Source organism: Chryseobacterium sp. 2VB (assembly GCF_005503635.1).
Taxonomy (GTDB): domain Bacteria; phylum Bacteroidota; class Bacteroidia; order Flavobacteriales; family Weeksellaceae; genus Chryseobacterium; species Chryseobacterium cupriresistens.
In genome coordinates, this window is the sequence record NZ_SCNC01000003.1 from 119,684 (window position 1) to 135,066 (window position 15,383).

The 15,383-nt window shown below is 35.5% G+C and carries 16 protein-coding genes; 8 read left to right on the forward strand and 8 right to left on the reverse strand.

Translation table 11 applies throughout. The features are described 5' to 3' along the window. The first annotated feature begins 30 nt into the window (after positions 1 to 30). From FFS26_RS04595 to FFS26_RS04605, 3 genes are all read left to right on the forward strand, one after another. Entirely contained in the window at positions 31 to 450 is a 420-nt protein-coding gene (locus FFS26_RS04595) for a DUF6146 family protein (RefSeq protein WP_137904415.1), read from the forward strand. Between the two features lie 249 nt (positions 451 to 699). Further along, positions 700 to 963 (forward strand): hypothetical protein, encoded by a 264-nt coding sequence (locus FFS26_RS04600; RefSeq protein ID WP_137904416.1) that lies wholly within the window; start codon positions 700 to 702, stop codon positions 961 to 963. 57 nt (positions 964 to 1,020) lie between these two features. Beyond that, positions 1,021 to 1,788, forward strand: coding sequence for a GLPGLI family protein (locus tag FFS26_RS04605; RefSeq protein ID WP_110008393.1), 768 nt, complete (start codon positions 1,021 to 1,023; stop codon positions 1,786 to 1,788). A gap of 133 nt (positions 1,789 to 1,921) precedes the next feature. Here the strand turns inward: FFS26_RS04605 and FFS26_RS04610 are convergent, their stop codons facing one another. Beyond that, on the reverse strand, positions 1,922 to 2,518 hold the full coding sequence (locus FFS26_RS04610; RefSeq protein WP_110008392.1) for a superoxide dismutase: 597 nt from the start codon (positions 2,516 to 2,518) through the stop codon (positions 1,922 to 1,924). A gap of 281 nt (positions 2,519 to 2,799) precedes the next feature. On the opposite strand from FFS26_RS04610, the gene FFS26_RS04615 reads away from it, so the two are divergent. Further along, a complete protein-coding gene (locus FFS26_RS04615) occupies positions 2,800 to 3,549 on the forward strand; it encodes a 4-hydroxy-tetrahydrodipicolinate reductase (protein ID WP_137904417.1) in 750 nt (249 codons plus the stop codon). Between the two features lie 28 nt (positions 3,550 to 3,577). On the opposite strand, the gene rho is transcribed toward FFS26_RS04615, so the two are convergent. Beyond that, the gene (gene rho / locus FFS26_RS04620) at positions 3,578 to 5,407 is read right to left on the reverse strand and encodes a transcription termination factor Rho (RefSeq protein ID WP_137904418.1); all 1,830 of its coding nucleotides are present in this window, start codon (positions 5,405 to 5,407) and stop codon (positions 3,578 to 3,580) included. A gap of 144 nt (positions 5,408 to 5,551) precedes the next feature. On the opposite strand from rho, the gene FFS26_RS04625 reads away from it, so the two are divergent. The 4 genes from FFS26_RS04625 (at position 5,552) to FFS26_RS04640 (ending at position 9,443) form a co-directional block, all read left to right on the forward strand. Beyond that, a complete protein-coding gene (locus tag FFS26_RS04625; protein WP_137904419.1) occupies positions 5,552 to 5,941 on the forward strand; it encodes a DUF4293 family protein in 390 nt (129 codons plus the stop codon). 143 nt (positions 5,942 to 6,084) lie between these two features. Further along, complete coding sequence (locus FFS26_RS04630; protein ID WP_110008388.1) at positions 6,085 to 7,005, forward strand: M28 family peptidase; 921 nt, start codon at positions 6,085 to 6,087, stop codon at positions 7,003 to 7,005. Between the two features lie 234 nt (positions 7,006 to 7,239). Continuing rightward, on the forward strand, positions 7,240 to 9,078 hold the full coding sequence (locus FFS26_RS04635; RefSeq protein ID WP_110008387.1) for an ABC transporter ATP-binding protein: 1,839 nt from the start codon (positions 7,240 to 7,242) through the stop codon (positions 9,076 to 9,078). A gap of 17 nt (positions 9,079 to 9,095) precedes the next feature. After that, positions 9,096 to 9,443, forward strand: a complete 348-nt coding sequence (locus FFS26_RS04640; protein WP_137904420.1) for a DUF1801 domain-containing protein — start codon at positions 9,096 to 9,098, stop codon at positions 9,441 to 9,443. A gap of 49 nt (positions 9,444 to 9,492) precedes the next feature. On the opposite strand, the gene FFS26_RS04645 is transcribed toward FFS26_RS04640, so the two are convergent. From FFS26_RS04645 to FFS26_RS04670, 6 genes are all read right to left on the reverse strand, one after another. Further along, complete coding sequence (locus FFS26_RS04645; protein ID WP_110008385.1) at positions 9,493 to 11,295, reverse strand: hypothetical protein; 1,803 nt, start codon at positions 11,293 to 11,295, stop codon at positions 9,493 to 9,495. Positions 11,296 to 11,580: 285 nt separating this feature from the next. Further along, on the reverse strand, positions 11,581 to 11,904 hold the full coding sequence (locus FFS26_RS04650) for a transposase (RefSeq protein WP_110008384.1): 324 nt from the start codon (positions 11,902 to 11,904) through the stop codon (positions 11,581 to 11,583). Between the two features lies 1 nt (position 11,905). Next, entirely contained in the window at positions 11,906 to 12,319 is a 414-nt protein-coding gene (locus FFS26_RS04655) for a transposase (RefSeq protein ID WP_137904421.1), read from the reverse strand. Positions 12,320 to 12,416: 97 nt separating this feature from the next. Next, positions 12,417 to 13,409: a helix-turn-helix transcriptional regulator gene (locus FFS26_RS04660; protein WP_110008382.1), complete on the reverse strand. Its 993-nt coding sequence runs from the start codon at positions 13,407 to 13,409 to the stop codon at positions 12,417 to 12,419. Positions 13,410 to 13,847: 438 nt separating this feature from the next. Then, the gene (locus FFS26_RS04665) at positions 13,848 to 14,504 is read right to left on the reverse strand and encodes a phosphatidylserine decarboxylase family protein (protein WP_110008381.1); all 657 of its coding nucleotides are present in this window, start codon (positions 14,502 to 14,504) and stop codon (positions 13,848 to 13,850) included. A 4-nt stretch (positions 14,505 to 14,508) separates the two neighbouring features. Beyond that, positions 14,509 to 15,381, reverse strand: a complete 873-nt coding sequence (locus FFS26_RS04670; RefSeq protein ID WP_110008380.1) for a phosphatidate cytidylyltransferase — start codon at positions 15,379 to 15,381, stop codon at positions 14,509 to 14,511. Positions 15,382 to 15,383: the final 2 nt, after the last annotated feature.

Here is a 15,383-nt window from a genome sequence, read left to right on the forward strand (position 1 = left end):
GAGTGCTTTTTTTATATAAATATCTGTGTCATGAAAAATATTATTTTATTAGTAATGATTGCATTGGTACCTTTCAGCTGCTTTTCTCAGGAAACGCCGAAGAAAGATAAAGAGCAACATGAAATGAAGCCTTCTAAAAATGAAGACGGAGAATGGGACCTTACCGTTATCGATACCCAATTTGATTATTTTCTAAATGCTGTTGCCAAACCGATCAGCCAGTATTCAGAATCTTATCTCAAGACAAAAAATACTTTTTTGGTCAACGAATGGAACAGTTATTATAATTCCGGCAGATACAGAAATATTATAGAATCGGGGATAGATTATGATCCCAAGGAAAATTACGGGATCAAGTTTGAATATAAATTATACCAGGTTTTTGTCTATGTAAACTGGAAGTATAAGCTACGATTGAATGGATTATCCGGAAACGATGCAATAAGATAAATTTAAAACATCCTCAATAAAAAGGTTCAAAGTAATTTTGAACCTTTTTTATATAAATGCTGTTTAAATTCCATTGAAATACTCAATAGAAAGTCTTTCTTAATAGTATTTCGAATTTCCGTAGTAAAAATATAACCCTTTAATTTAACGACACAAAAATAACTAAAAAACAGAGACTTAACATAAAAAATAGTTCACGACAAATTGATTTTATTTTATATTTTAGTAATGAATTTAAAAAAACTCATTATGAAAAAAATTATTTTATTAGCAGCTTTCGGAGTTGCTGGATTAGTAAATGCTAAAAGCACAGTGGCATCAAATCTTTATTCCAAGGTTACAGAAATCAAAGAAGAGGAAAAGGAAAACAAAGTAAAAGCATTTGGATGTATGCAAGTTTTTGTTCAAACATCTTGCGGACTTAATTCATACACAACATGGTGTAGCGAATGGGGAACCGAGTGTTTAATGAGCGATGCAGAAGCCGTTGAACAAATTAACTGTCATCAGTAATCAAAAAAATAACTCAGATAGTAAATAAACTATCTGAGTTTTATAATTATGTAAAAAATGAAAAAATTATTACTACTATTTATTATTAGCATAACAACTTTCATTCAAGCACAAGAAGTGAAATCAAGTACCGTATTTTATTATAAGTACACGTTCATGCGTGATTCCTTAGATAAAGACCGGAAATTTGAAGAGACGATGGTACTACTTTCAGATGGTAAAGAATCTATCTATAAAAGCTTCTCAAAAATGCGTAGAGATTCAATCGTACAAAGCAACTTTGACAAAGGAAATTATACTATAAACTTTGCTTCCATGCCTCAAGCAAGGGTAAATCATGAGGTATTTTACAGTATAGACAAAAAAATCAAAGTACTTGATAAAATTGTCAATAAGTTTTACGGATATCCCGCCGAAACAATACACTGGGCAATAAAAAATGAGAAAAAGAGAATAGGTGAATTTAATTGTCAGAAAGCAGTTTGTATGCTCGACAACAGAAAGTTTACTGCTTGGTTTACTTCTGACATACCATCTCATGATGGACCATTTCGATTTAAAGGTCTCCCAGGACTGATTGTTGAAGTGTATGATCTAAACCATTATTTTACATTTAGTTTGGTTGGTATTAAGAAACAAAGTTTGAATATAACCTTACCAAAAAACTTTATTGAAACAACAAAAGTAAATTTCATTAAAGAAAGAAACGATTTTTACGCTGATCCTGCTGGAAAAGCCAAAATGTATATGGGGAATAGTGTTCAATTAACAGACCCAAAGGTTATTAACGAAAAATTTAAAAAAGACAATCTATTCATAGATTAAAGGACAAAGAAGACTGTCTAAAAGCACCTTTCCCTCAGACTCTTGTGTGACAAATTTTGTCATTTAAGAAATTCTCAGAGTGTTGGTCTACCTTTTGAGACAGTCTCCTTTTAATTTTTATAATGGCTGAAAATTATTTATTGAATAATTCTTCTACTTTATCCCAGTTTACTACATCGAAGAATGCAGAAACATAGTCTGGTCTTCTGTTTTGGTAGTTTAAATAATAAGCGTGCTCCCAAACATCTAATCCTAAAACAGGAGTTCCTTTAACGTCTGCTACAGGCATTAACGGGTTGTCCTGGTTGGGTGTAGAAGAAACAGATACAGAACCGTCAGCATTTTTTACCAACCAAGCCCATCCTGAACCGAATCTTGTTTTAGCAGCCTCAGAAAAATCAGTTTTGAATTTATCAAAACCTCCGTAGTTTTCAATAGCAGTTTTTACATTTCCTACAGGCTCTTTGCTTCCTCCAGGTGTTAAAATTTCCCAGAATAAAGAGTGGTTGAAGTGACCTCCTCCGTTATTTCTTACAGCTGGTTTATCAGTCCCTGTCTGGCAGATTTCTCCAATAGTTTTTCCTGCTAATTCAGTTCCTTCAATTGCTTTATTTAAATTGTCAATATATGCCTGGTGGTGTTTTGTATGGTGGATTTCCATAGTTCTTGCATCGATCGTTGGCTCTAATGCATCGTATGCATATCCTAGTTTTGGTAATTCAAATGACATAATCTTTATTTTTAATGTTATAATTCAAAATTAGCCAATATTTAAGGGATTATCAAGGATTCTGGATTACTTTAATAAATCTTTAACATTGATATATTGATTTAGAATGAATTAAATTGTAATCATTTTTAATCTCATCAAAAAAAACTCTTCATTGTCAAGCCTTATATCCTATTCAAAGCATCGTTTATTTTCAATTTCGTAAATTCCACAATATGAAGTAAATTTTTATACAAAAAACACTTCTATCACCGAATATTTAACCTTATATACTTATTATTATGAAAATTGGACTTTTTGGATTCGGAAAAGCAGGAAAAGCTGTAGCCTCAGTTATTCTTCAAAACAAAGATCATTCTCTGCAATGGATATACAGAAAATCAAGCAGATCATCTGCCAGAGATGCTGCAGATTTTCTTGGGGTGGAAAGTGATGATCCCTGTCATTTTTATTCAGAGAAAAAAATGAGTGTGGAAGAATTACTAGAAGAGCATCCCGTAGATGCCATTATCGACTTTTCATCACAAGATGGAATTTATACTTACGGAGAATCTGCCGCACAAAAGAAAGTAAGAATCATATCCGCCATTTCACATTATTCAGATAAGGAAGTGCGTTTCCTGAATAAACTGGCTCAGAAAGCCACTGTATTCTGGTCACCTAATATTACTTTGGGTATTAATTATCTGCTTTATGCCGCTCAGTTCTTAAAAAAGATTGCTCCTTCTGTAGATATTGAAATAGTGGAAGAGCATTTTAAAGATAAACAGGGAATTTCAGGAACAGCTATCCGTATAGCAGATGTTCTGGATTTGAAAGATGAAAAGATAAATACGATCCGAGCCGGGGGAATTGTAGGAAAACATGAGGTTATTTTCGGTTTTCCATTCCAGACGGTAAGGCTTATTCACGAGTCTATTTCAAGAGATGCCTTTGGTAACGGAGCTTTATTTGCTGCCGAACATCTGATCAATAAAAAACCAGGCTTCTATAAATTTGAGGATTTATTACATCCTTATTTCAAAGTATAGAAGCCCGGCCTATTAACAATTTAACTTATTATTTATTCATAGACATCAGGAATTCTTCATTATTAAGAGTTCCTTTGATGTTTTTATCTACAAATTCCATCGCTTCTACAGGGTTCATCTCAGAAAGATACTTTCTAAGGATCCACATTCTCTGCGAAGTTACTTCATCAAGAAGAAGATCATCTCTACGGGTACTTGATGCGACAAGATCAATAGCAGGATAAATTCTTCTGTTGGCAATTTTTCTGTCCAGCTGAAGTTCCATGTTACCGGTACCTTTGAATTCTTCAAAGATTACTTCATCCATCTTAGATCCTGTATCAATCAATGCTGTTGCAATAATTGTAAGAGATCCTCCGCCTTCAATTTTTCTTGCAGCTCCGAAGAATCTTTTCGGTTTGTGAAGTGCATTGGCATCTACACCACCGGAAAGTACTTTTCCTGATGCAGGAGTTACCGTGTTGTATGCTCTTGCCAGTCTGGTGATAGAATCCAGTAAGATAACTACATCATGCCCACATTCTACCATTCTTTGTGCTTTTGCAAGAACAAGGTTAGCTACTTTTACGTGTTTTTCAGCAGCTTCATCAAATGTAGAAGCAATTACTTCTGCATTCACACTTCTTTCCATATCAGTAACCTCCTCCGGACGTTCATCGATCAGAAGAACCATCATATATACTTCCGGGTGGTTGGCTGCAATAGAATTAGCAATATCTTTAAGCAGCATCGTCTTACCTGTTTTAGGCTGTGCAACGATCATTGCCCTCTGCCCTTTTCCGATAGGTGCAAATAAATCTACAATTCGTGTGGACACTGTAGAACCGCTTCCAGCGAGATTAAATTTCTCTTCAGGGAAAAGCGGGGTAAGATATTCAAAAGCAACACGGTCTTTGATAAATGCAAGATCACGGCCGTTCACTTCTGTAGGTCTCAATAATGAAAAGTATTTCTCTCCTTCTTTCGGAAGTCTTACAATTCCTTTTACCGTATCTCCGGTTTTTAAACCAAAATTTCTGATCTGAGCGGTAGAAACATACACATCATCAGGAGAAGAGATATAGCTGAAATCTGAAGAACGTAAAAATCCGTAGTTATCCGGTAAGATTTCCAAAACCCCTTCAATGCTTACCAATCCATCGAAATTAAATTCTTTTTTATGGTCATTCTGCTCCTCAGCCTTTTCAGAATGTCTGTTTTGATTCTGATTTTGGTTTTGGTGCTGCTGATGTTGCTGGTTTTGGTTTTTATGTTGGTTTCCACCGTTCTGTGGATGGTTGTGTCCTTTTTGAGGTCTGTTAGCCTGTGGTTGTTGAGGATTGTTAGGCTTTTCTTCAGCCTGGGCAGGCTCTTGAGATTCTGTGTTTTTTGGAGTTTCAGTTCTTTCCTGAGATACTTCTGCGTTTGTGGCATTCGTTGAAACTCTTTTTCTTTTCTTTTTTGCCTGAGCGCCTGCTGCGGTTTCTTCTGTTACCGTGGCTGCTGCAGTTTCCACTTTGGGTTCTTCCGGTTTAATTTCTTCAGGAGCAGCTACCTTTTCTTCTACTATTTCCTCTGTTTTAGGTTCTACCGGAGCTTTTGCATTTGCTTTTGGCCTGGCTGCTGTTTTTTTAGGGGCAGCTTTTTTTGCCGGGGCTTTGGCAGGTTTTTCTGCTGGAGCCTCTTCAGTATTTATACTGGCGGTTTCGGTGGCGTTGAAATAATCTTTTGCGACTTTAGGGTTAGAAGCCTGAAAGTCAAGAATAGCAAAGATCTTGTCATTTTCATTGCTGTTTCTTGCAACTTTAACGCCCAAATCTTTCAAGATTTTAGTCAGTTCCGTTACGGATTTTGACCTTAACGTTTCTATGTTAAACATATTTAATGTAAAAATGTAATTAATTGTGAGTAAGAAAAGTAAGTCCGGTGACTTTTGTTTTCAAGTACATTGTATAATGCAAATCTACACTTATTTTTGAATTGTGCAAAATTTATATTATTTTTGCCAAGAATTTAATATTCAATGCTACAGAGAATACAAACCATATGGACCTTATTAGCAGTTTTAGCTGCGGCTTTCCTTTTTATAACAGGACAGGATGTTGTCATTTCAGACAGTATTCCTTTACTTAATATAGGCTGTATCGTACTTGTTGTTATCGGAGCATTAAGTATTTTCAGTTTCAAAAACAGAAAAAGACAAATTTTGCTGAATACCATCAGCATCATTATAAACGCTTTGTTGATTGGTGTATTGGCGTACTGGTTACTAAACTTATCCGGAGGAGTTCAAATTCCTGAGAAGGGTATTGAGCCGATTTTCCCATTGATTGCGGTAATCTGTTTGTTCATAGCAAACATTTATATCCGTAAAGATGAGAGGCTCGTAAAATCTGTAGACAGACTTCGATAGCCTTACAACGATTTTTTGAGTGAGAACAGCTTCTTTTAAGGAGCTGTTTTTTATTTGTCATACACTCTTAATTTATTTTATGTAAATTCATTGCAACTTTTGAGTTAAAAATACGACAGATCCTATAACTTTAATAAAAGACAATGAAAAAGCTAACGTATCTTACTTTATCACTATTCTCCATATTCACTTTTGCTCAGGAGGTTTCCAAAGAAAGGGTAAAGACAGTTCTTTCCACTCTCGCTTCAGATGAAATGAAAGGCCGTGAAATCGGAACCCAGGAAAATGAAAATGCAGCCAATTACATCGCTGCACTTTTCAAAGAAAATAATCTGGAATACTGTACCGGAAAATCTTATCTGGTACCTTTTGATTACAATGGAAAGACGGTATACAATGTCTGCGGAATCAAAAAAGGAAAATCTGATCAGTACCTTGGTTTTTCAGGACATTTTGATCATATCGGAACCAGTGATAAAAGCGGAGATAATATTTATAACGGAGCAGATGATGATGCCAGCGGAATCACGACTCTGGTAGGTATCGCCGATTATTTTAAAAACAAAAAACCGGAATTCTCTATGGTGTTCATGGCATTTAATGGAGAAGAGAAAGGAATGCTGGGTTCAAGAGCGATTTCCACTGATAAGAATCTGGATCACATTTATAATAAAATGACAGCTCTTTTTAACTTCGAAATGGTTGCTACAGAATCTCAATGGGGAAAAAATGCATTATATATGACGGGAGATGGATTCTCTGACCTTGATGAACTTTTCAATCAAAATGCAGTAAACGGATTAAAAATTAATGCTGACCCTTATGCAAAACAGCAGCTGTTTTACCGTTCAGACAATGTAAGCTTTGTAAAAAAGAAAATCATTGCCCATTCATTTTCTACTGTTGATATGACCAAAGCGTCTCATTATCACCATGAAAATGATGACATCAACGTTGTCGATTTTGATAATATGACTCAGATCATCAATAATTTGGGAAAAACACTGGATAGACTGAGTCCTAAAAATTTTGCTCCTAAATACAATGATCAGGTGAAATTTTAAGTGGAATCATTATAAAAAACTGCTCTTTCAGCAGTTTTTTTTATTAAACAGCAACACCTTACGATTTCCGGTTCTTAAGCCAAGTTCAGGTTTATTTAGGCAAAAAATAATGCTTAATAGTGCTGAGTTGTAACAAAAAGACACTTTTTGAAACTTATCCGGTAAAGTAAAACAGGATTAAGAACGTCTTATCTTTTAATTTTACGTAATTTTGCTATCCAATTTTTTCATTGAATGAACCAATATATTAAAATACTAAAGTTCGCAAGACCTCACCAAAAATACATCTACGGAAGTTTGTTTTTCAATCTTATGTATTCTGTATTTCAGATTGCTTCCTTAGGAACTATTCTACCTGTTTTGGGAATGCTTTTCGGAACCATTGAGGCTAAAAAATACAGCCATCCACCTGTGTATTCGGGAGAAATTTTAGATTTCTTCTCCTACGCAAAAGAATATGCCAATTACTATGTTCAGAGTTTAGTAACCCAGTATGGAGCACTTAACGTTTTGGCGTGGCTTTGCGTGGTAACAGCGTTTATGTTTTTACTGAGAAACCTTTTCAGATATTTAGGTTCATTTTTATTGATCAATTACCGTGTAGGGGTTACTAAAGACCTTCGTGGAGCAATGTACAGAAAGATTCTTGCTTTACCTGTTTCCTTTTTTACAGAAAGCAGAAAGGGAGATTTGATGTCTCGTATGTCCAATGATGTGGGTGAAGTTGAAGGGAATATTTTAGGAAGTTTAGTTGAATTAATCAATGCACCTTTTATGCTGATCAGTACATTGGTGACTCTTTTCTTTTTAAGTACAGAAATGACTCTTTTCTCACTTCTGGTATTACCGGTAATGGGAACTATGATTGCTTTAATTGGAAAAAGTCTGAAAAAAGACTCCCACGAAGCGCAGAATGAAATGGGGAATATCTTCTCAATTGTAGACGAAACATTGAAATCTACAAAGGTTATTAAAATTTTTAGTGCAGAAAAAATAATGGACAACCGTTTTATGCAGTCTATGCAGAGATGGATTAACAGTTCTATAAGTCTGGGAAGAAAAAAAGAATTAGCATCTCCGATGAGCGAATTTTTAGGTTCAGTAACATTCTTAATTATTGCCTGGTATGGGGGAAAACAGATTATTGTGGAGCAGAGTATTTCACCCGCAGACTTCCTTGTTTTCCTTGGTATTTTCTTCCAGATTTTGCCTCCAGTGAAAAGTCTTTCTCAGTCTATTTCGAATGTTCAGAAGGGAGAAGCTTCTCTGGAAAGAGTGTTGGCTATTCTTGATGCTGATGTAAAAATTGATGAAGTACCCAATCCTGTTTCGATCTCAACATTAAATCATTCCATCGAATTTAATAATATTGGTTTTTACTACGATAAGGATCACACCATTCTTAAAAACTTCTCACTTTCTATTCCTAAAGGGAAAACAGTTGCTCTTGTTGGGCAAAGTGGAAGCGGTAAAACAACGATTGCCAATCTTTTAGCCAGATTCTATGATGTTTCGGAAGGAGAAATTCTGATTGACGGAACAGACATTAAACATTTAAAACTACAGGAATACCGCCAGCTGCTGGGAATGGTAACCCAGGAATCTGTATTATTCAACGATTCTGTATATAATAATATTCTGATGGGTAAACCTGATGCTACCAGAGAAGAAGTGATTGCAGCAGCTAAAATTGCCAATGCAGACTCATTTATCACAAGACTTCCTGAAGGGTATGATTCCAATATCGGGGATGATGGAGGTAAACTTTCCGGAGGTCAGAAACAAAGGGTTTCTATTGCCAGAGCAGTATTGAAGAACCCACCAATAATGATTCTTGATGAAGCAACTTCAGCTTTGGATACAGAATCAGAAAGATTCGTACAGGATGCACTGGAGAAGATGATGGAAAACAGAACTTCTTTAGTGATTGCCCACCGTCTTTCAACCATTCAGAAAGCAGACTGGATTGTAGTGATGGAAAAAGGTGATATCGTAGAACAGGGAACCCACCACGACCTGATTGCAAAAAGAGGAATGTATCACAAACTTGTCGAACTTCAAAACTTCGACTAATCTTATAACTGAATACAATGAATCCTATACAAGAGTATTTCTACAGAATTGAAGAGCCTGAAAGAAGTACTCTTTTATTTTTGCGTGATACGATCTTAGCTTCAGATCCGGAAAATATTACAGAAACATTCAGTTTCGGGCTTCCGTTTATCAAATACAAAAAGAAAATGCTGTGCTATTTCTATTACAGCAAAAAATACAAAAAGCACTACCTGAGTTTTTATCATGGTGACCGGCTTGATTATCCTGAATTGATCCAGGACGGCAGAAAGAAGTTTAAAATCCTTCTTATTGATACGGAGGAGGATATTCCTGTAGAATTCATATTAAACCTTGTACAGGAAGTTAAAAGACATATAAAATAAAAACTCCGGCAAGAATAATCGTGCCGGAGTCATCTTTAAAAACCTTTTATCATTGTGTGTTTATTCCGTTGAATTCTGCCTGCTTAATTGCCCAGGCAATCATATTGGCAAAGAGGATTGAATTCTGAACCTGCATTCCTCCTGTCGTATATCCGTTTCCTGCGTATCCGTAAGAAGACTTCTGAACCGGGAAATATCCTCCTGAACTTGGTGCTACAAAAGGCTCAATGGTATTACTTGAATATTGATTTCCGTTGGCATTTTCATTACTTAAAAAGCCACCGTCACCAAACCATATAAAGTTCAGGCTGGTATTTCTTAATCCTGAAATTCCTGTTCTGGCAGTGGTGCTGTTGATAGGCTGCGCATAGCTGTAAGGAACAAATCCGCTTGTCAACCCTGAAATATTTACTGTGGTAGAAGCATCTTCACCCCAGTTTTTCCCTCTTACATCTCCAAAAGGTCCGTTAAGGATGGGATCATCAGAATTGGTAAGAGCATACACAGAACCTGCACCGCCTCCATAAGATGCTGAAATGGTAGGATCTGAGAATATTCCTCTGAATAAATTCTGTGCAGTGCCCGTATCATCTGTCATCGCAATGACAACTCCTTTTTTATTAAGATAGGAAGCAATATAACCAGCATCTGTAGCATTAGGTGTATAGTTGTAGCCAATGACAACAATATCCGGCTTATTATTAAGAGCCGTCTGAAGAGCTGCTGATGAAGGTGAGTTTCCTAAAGAGGTATGCGTAAAGCCTTCATATTTAACAATACTGGAAGCAGTGGTACCAAAGTTTGTTGGAGAATCCATCAGACTTCTTGACGGACCGGTATAGGCGCTATACCCGTAAGCTGTTTCTAATCCGATATGGAGAACCGTTTTTTTAGGAATGACAACCACTACATTTACAGAACATGTTGTAGATACCCCACCCTGGCTGTCGGAAGTAATGGTAATTGTTTTCACCGATGTAGAAGTTGGAGTTCCTGTTCCGCTTAATGTAATATTCTGATTTCCCGTAGAAGTAAATGTGCCTGATCCACTGAAAGAAATTCCGTCAACCGTATTGGTGGTAACGGTGTAACTTCCCAGTGTTGAAACATTCACAGGTAAAGTAATTGTATTCGAAGCAGTAAGAGCTGTTCCCACCTTGTATACTCCATTTACCGTTGCAGTTCCACAGCTCATGGTATAGGTACCTGCAGGACTCAGAACAGCAATCGAAATCGCAGGGGTACAAGTTACCTCAGTTCCGTTGGCTTCAAGAGCAACATTATCTGTCTGAATATTCTGAGGAGTTCCCTGTCCCGGAATTTGTATTGTTTGTGTTCCAGTGTTTAGAAATACTCCGGTTCCATAAAAATTATATCCGTTTGTGGTTGTTCCGGAAATGGTATAATTACCGGGTTTAGTCACATTCACGGCAATCTTCAGGTAATTGGAATTGGTAAGTTCTTTTCCTTTTACATAGCTTCCCATTGCTTTGGAAGTGGAACAGTCTATGGTAAAAACAGATTTACCCAGCTGTCCGCACACACTTTTCCATTCTTTATCCGCAAAGCTCCAGTAATTGAAACAGTCTTCTGTGGTGTTGTAAATCGTCAATCCATCATCATTGGATTGATTGATTACAATTGCGTTTCGTTGCGCTTCTGTTAACCTTGGAATAAGTACTCCTTTGTTGTTATTTCCTGAAATAACATCCAAAACGGAATTAGAGTTCGGCGTAGTAGTATTAATCCCTACTGCACCATTATTGGTTTGAGAAAAAGATTTTCCAAAAACAAAGAGCATTGCTATGAGCAGGACTTTGATTGGAGGCATTGTAAATTTTGTTTCCATCATTGTATAAGTTATAATTGTTTGATAATATTAATCCAGACATTTATCTTCCACAAAATTATCAACCACAGACGGTTAGAAAATAGTTCCCTGCTACGCAATACTACTCACGCGTAGTAAAACTCACAAATGCCAATAACTTATCCTGATAAAAAATACAAATAAAAAGTTGAGCTTTTTAACAAAACCCAACCATAAATTTAAATATCAAAAGCAAAACAACTTAAAAGAATCATAACTACTTATTTATCATAAAAAATAAAATCATTAGGTTTAAAAAACGCAATATCAGTCATCATTTAAAATTCTTTTCCATTTCGCAATGGTATTTCGGCTTATCTTAAAACGATCACTCACCTGAAGATTAGTCAGTTCATTTCTTTTCTGATAACTGAGAATTTTCAGAATTGATTCCTTATCATAAGAACGGAGCCTCTGGTTTTTACGTTCCATAGTATATTCTGTTTCTCCAAAAATCAGTTGATTAAATTTCAGAATATCAAAAGCTGAATGTAATGTTTCCAACTTAAGCCTGATGGTGGTGTCTGATAATTTTTCGGGAAATTTTTCTTCAAGAATGTCGGTATAAATCTGCTTATAATCTGGCATCATCTTATATCTTTTTCATCCATTTATATAAAGTGGTCTTGGGTATTTTATACCTTTTAACCACATCATTGGCCGTCATTTTCCCTGTCTTTATTTTATCAAGAATAAAATCCTTAACCTCCTGCGTATAAATGCTTTTTCTGAAAACCAGGGTATTTTCTTTTTGAGTGAAGACATTATCAATTCTTGCCTGTGGAGCATATAAAATCAGATGTCCGGTATAGAACCGGAAGAAATCGAATTTTAAAAGTTTACACCATTTCAGGAGAACATCAGTATCCATACTTTTTGCATGATACATCTTTTCCACTTCATCTTCCGTACTGTTTAAAAACCGGGAAATTCTTTCTATTGAAATCTGATACTCTTCCACTTTGGATCGGATTAGGCTTCCAATATGAATGTTCTTAATATTCATCACAATGTTTTTAAGTAAAAATATTGACAAGAAAATCAAAAAACACCATCAGAACCTACTCAAAATTACGTATGCGTAACAAAAATCGGAATTCTGTTTAAATTTTTATCAAAAAGCTGTTGATATTGATCTCTGAGGGAATATTCAGTTTTTTCCGGATCCTGTATTTTTTACTTTCTACAGCCCGGATACTGTTATTGGTACACTGTGCTATTTTTTTAGTATCAAAATCCAGCTTCATCAGTGCACAGAAATAGAGCTCAGAATGGATCAGATTAGGATTTATTTGTAAAATATCCGGAATAAAATGAGGAAAAAATACCTGAAATTTTTCAAAAAACATGGGTGAATTACTTTCCGCTAAATTCAATATTTCCTGAATATTTTCCTCTGAAAGATGGTTAATCAACATCTGGTGTTTCATCAGTTCCGAATTCGTTTTGACCAGATCCTTGATGGTGGAATCCTTTTCTTTTTTATCGGAAATTAAGCCATGAATCAATGCGTCTTTCTGGGTAATAAATACGATATCCATTAAAAAGGAAGCAACAGAGAATAAAATATTCAGCAGTTTTATTGTTTTAAAATCTTCTTTTTCTATGAATCTGCTCTTTGGCAGGAAATCAAAATCAAAATACAGACATGCAATGAAATTGATACTGATGATGAATGTAATAAAAAAGATCGTAAGGGAGTCCTGTTTGTATTTCAGAAAGAACGGAACAGCAAACAGAAGACAAAAGTAAAAGTACTCTACACCAGCGTTTTTATAAGTATAAATATGAAAAAAACTTACTATAAATGTGAGTAAAACAAATATCCCGATAATGAAAGGTTTTAAAACCTTTCTGAACCGTTTGGTTTTTCCTTTGATGGCCATGAGCAGCAGCCAGAAGAAGGTAATAATGGTAAGAAATATGGAGATCAGCATATCCCCAAAAAAAGTAATAATAAAAATGGAGTAAAACAGGAATATGAAAAACAATAAAAGCAAATACCGGTTAATAAGATGAAGATAACTACTTTCAAAATCATCATCCATCTTCTCAGTTTCGTCGTTAATCATCTTAAAGAAAAACTTATAAATCATCTTGTTGTTTTTTTATGCTCTCACAAGCTTAAGTTGGCATTTGTACTCCTGAAAGTATAAATTTTCCAATATTAACAGCCTTTCATGCAAAACAGAAATCTACAAAACGAAATGTATCAGTCTTTTCAGCATTAAAAAGGAGATGATTAAGGTGTTTTTCTAGCTACAATTTACTAAAATTCGATGTTAAAATTATCAAATGAAATGCCATTTTTGACAATAAATTAACAATCATTTACCTTAAATCACTTAAAAAAGCATGAGCCTGTGTTTTTAAGCAGGTAAAATTATCAATCCCAACGGAAAGGTATTAGTCTTCGGATACGCAATAATACTCATGCGTAATTAAACTCAAATAACAAAATATACCCTTCATACCCCAAATAAAAAAGAGAGCTTTAAAAGCTCTCTTTTGGTTTTTTATCAGCGATAAGAATTTTAGTTTTCTTTCAGTTTGGCGATAACATCCTCACCTCCTTTTGTAATATCTCCGATCTTACAGATAATCTCTGTGTCTAAAGGCAGGAATACATCCATTCTTGAACCGAATTTTATAAATCCGAACTCATGCCCGGCTTTGGCTTTATCCCCTTCATTACAGTAGAATACAATTCTTCTTGCTACATATCCGGCAATCTGTCTGAAGACTACTTTGTGATTGGTCATCGTCTGAACTGCTACCGTAGTTCTTTCGTTCTCTGTAGAAGATTTTTCATGCCATGCTACCAGATACTTTCCCGGGTGGTATTTTTTGTAAATCACTTCTCCTGAAACCGGATATCTGCAGATGTGAACATTCAGTGGAGACATAAAAATAGAAACCTGGATTGCTTTACCTTTTATAAATTCATCCTCTTCCACTTCTTTGATCATAACCACTTTTCCGTCCACCGGAGCGATCACATTTTCTCTGTGGTCAAGAATATTACGGTCCGGAACTCTGAAAAACCAGAATACTAAACTGTAAATAACCAACAAAGGCATAATGATCAGCAGGGACCATATTTCAAGGAAATAAATTGCTAAAGCGCCCAGAATGATAAAAAGTATGGTCGCAACGGTAATCGTTCCTTTTGATTCTCTATGTAATTTCATGAGATTATATAAATTTTTCTAAAATAAAGTACAAATATACGACAGGAACGCAGATAATAAAACTATCCAGCCTGTCTAAAACTCCTCCATGTCCCGGAATGATGTTCCCACTGTCCTTTACACCGAAGTTTCTTTTCAATTGACTTTCTACCAGATCTCCTAATGGAGCAAAGGCTGCCACCAGAAATCCTACGATCATCCAGTTTCCTCTCAGCTCGGGCTGATAGTGTTCGATAAAATAAGACAACACCAATGTTAAAACAACACCTCCGGCATAACCTTCCCATGTTTTTTTAGGCGAAATCTTAGGAGCCATTTTATGTTTTCCAAAGAATTTTCCTACCAGATAGGCAAAAGTATCACTACTCCAGATCAGGATAAACAGGAAAAGAACTTCCAGAGAGAAGTTTTCATTATAACTGGAGAATTTGGGCAGTCCTAATGCAAAACTGAACGGGAGAGCCACATAAATAACGGTAAAAATAAGTTTCCCGCTGTCAAAGTATAATTCGTTAGGATATTTGAATAAGGTTACTACAGCTATTCCAATCAAGGCTAGTGCTAATATTTCACTAAGTCTGAAATCAAAAAAGAAATCGTGATTAAAATACCTTTTGGAAAACATGTAGAAAATAAAAATGACCAATGGATATACGACCCATTTTTCATAGCCGTTTCCAAACTTCATAATTTTAACACATTCCCAGGTTCCTACAATCAGCAGAAGACTCATTAAACCGTGATACAGATACTGCTGTTTGGCAAGACCAGGTGCAATACTGTTCAGCAGCTGCGCTCCCAACGGAGTAGAACAAAGAATAATGATGGCTACATAAACGATACCTGATACGGTTCTTTGAATGAGATTTTTGTCCAAAA

Excerpts from the sequence above, each read along its gene's own strand:
- FFS26_RS04625 (WP_137904419.1), top strand. The coding sequence starts at position 5,552 with ATGCTACAGAGAATACAAACCATATGGACCTTATTAGCAGTTTTAGCT.
- FFS26_RS04615 (WP_137904417.1), top strand. The coding sequence starts at position 2,800 with ATGAAAATTGGACTTTTTGGATTCGGAAAAGCAGGAAAAGCTGTAGCC.
- FFS26_RS04635 (WP_110008387.1), top strand. The coding sequence starts at position 7,240 with ATGAACCAATATATTAAAATACTAAAGTTCGCAAGACCTCACCAAAAA.
- FFS26_RS04630 (WP_110008388.1), top strand. The coding sequence starts at position 6,085 with ATGAAAAAGCTAACGTATCTTACTTTATCACTATTCTCCATATTCACT.
- rho (WP_137904418.1), bottom strand. The coding sequence starts at position 5,407 with ATGTTTAACATAGAAACGTTAAGGTCAAAATCCGTAACGGAACTGACT.
- FFS26_RS04655 (WP_137904421.1), bottom strand. The coding sequence starts at position 12,319 with ATGAATATTAAGAACATTCATATTGGAAGCCTAATCCGATCCAAAGTG.
- FFS26_RS04650 (WP_110008384.1), bottom strand. The coding sequence starts at position 11,904 with ATGATGCCAGATTATAAGCAGATTTATACCGACATTCTTGAAGAAAAA.
- FFS26_RS04600 (WP_137904416.1), top strand. The coding sequence starts at position 700 with ATGAAAAAAATTATTTTATTAGCAGCTTTCGGAGTTGCTGGATTAGTA.
- FFS26_RS04665 (WP_110008381.1), bottom strand. The coding sequence starts at position 14,504 with ATGAAATTACATAGAGAATCAAAAGGAACGATTACCGTTGCGACCATA.
- FFS26_RS04645 (WP_110008385.1), bottom strand. The coding sequence starts at position 11,295 with ATGATGGAAACAAAATTTACAATGCCTCCAATCAAAGTCCTGCTCATA.
- FFS26_RS04640 (WP_137904420.1), top strand. The coding sequence starts at position 9,096 with ATGAATCCTATACAAGAGTATTTCTACAGAATTGAAGAGCCTGAAAGA.
- FFS26_RS04595 (WP_137904415.1), top strand. The coding sequence starts at position 31 with ATGAAAAATATTATTTTATTAGTAATGATTGCATTGGTACCTTTCAGC.
- FFS26_RS04610 (WP_110008392.1), bottom strand. The coding sequence starts at position 2,518 with ATGTCATTTGAATTACCAAAACTAGGATATGCATACGATGCATTAGAG.
- FFS26_RS04660 (WP_110008382.1), bottom strand. The coding sequence starts at position 13,409 with ATGATTTATAAGTTTTTCTTTAAGATGATTAACGACGAAACTGAGAAG.
- FFS26_RS04605 (WP_110008393.1), top strand. The coding sequence starts at position 1,021 with ATGAAAAAATTATTACTACTATTTATTATTAGCATAACAACTTTCATT.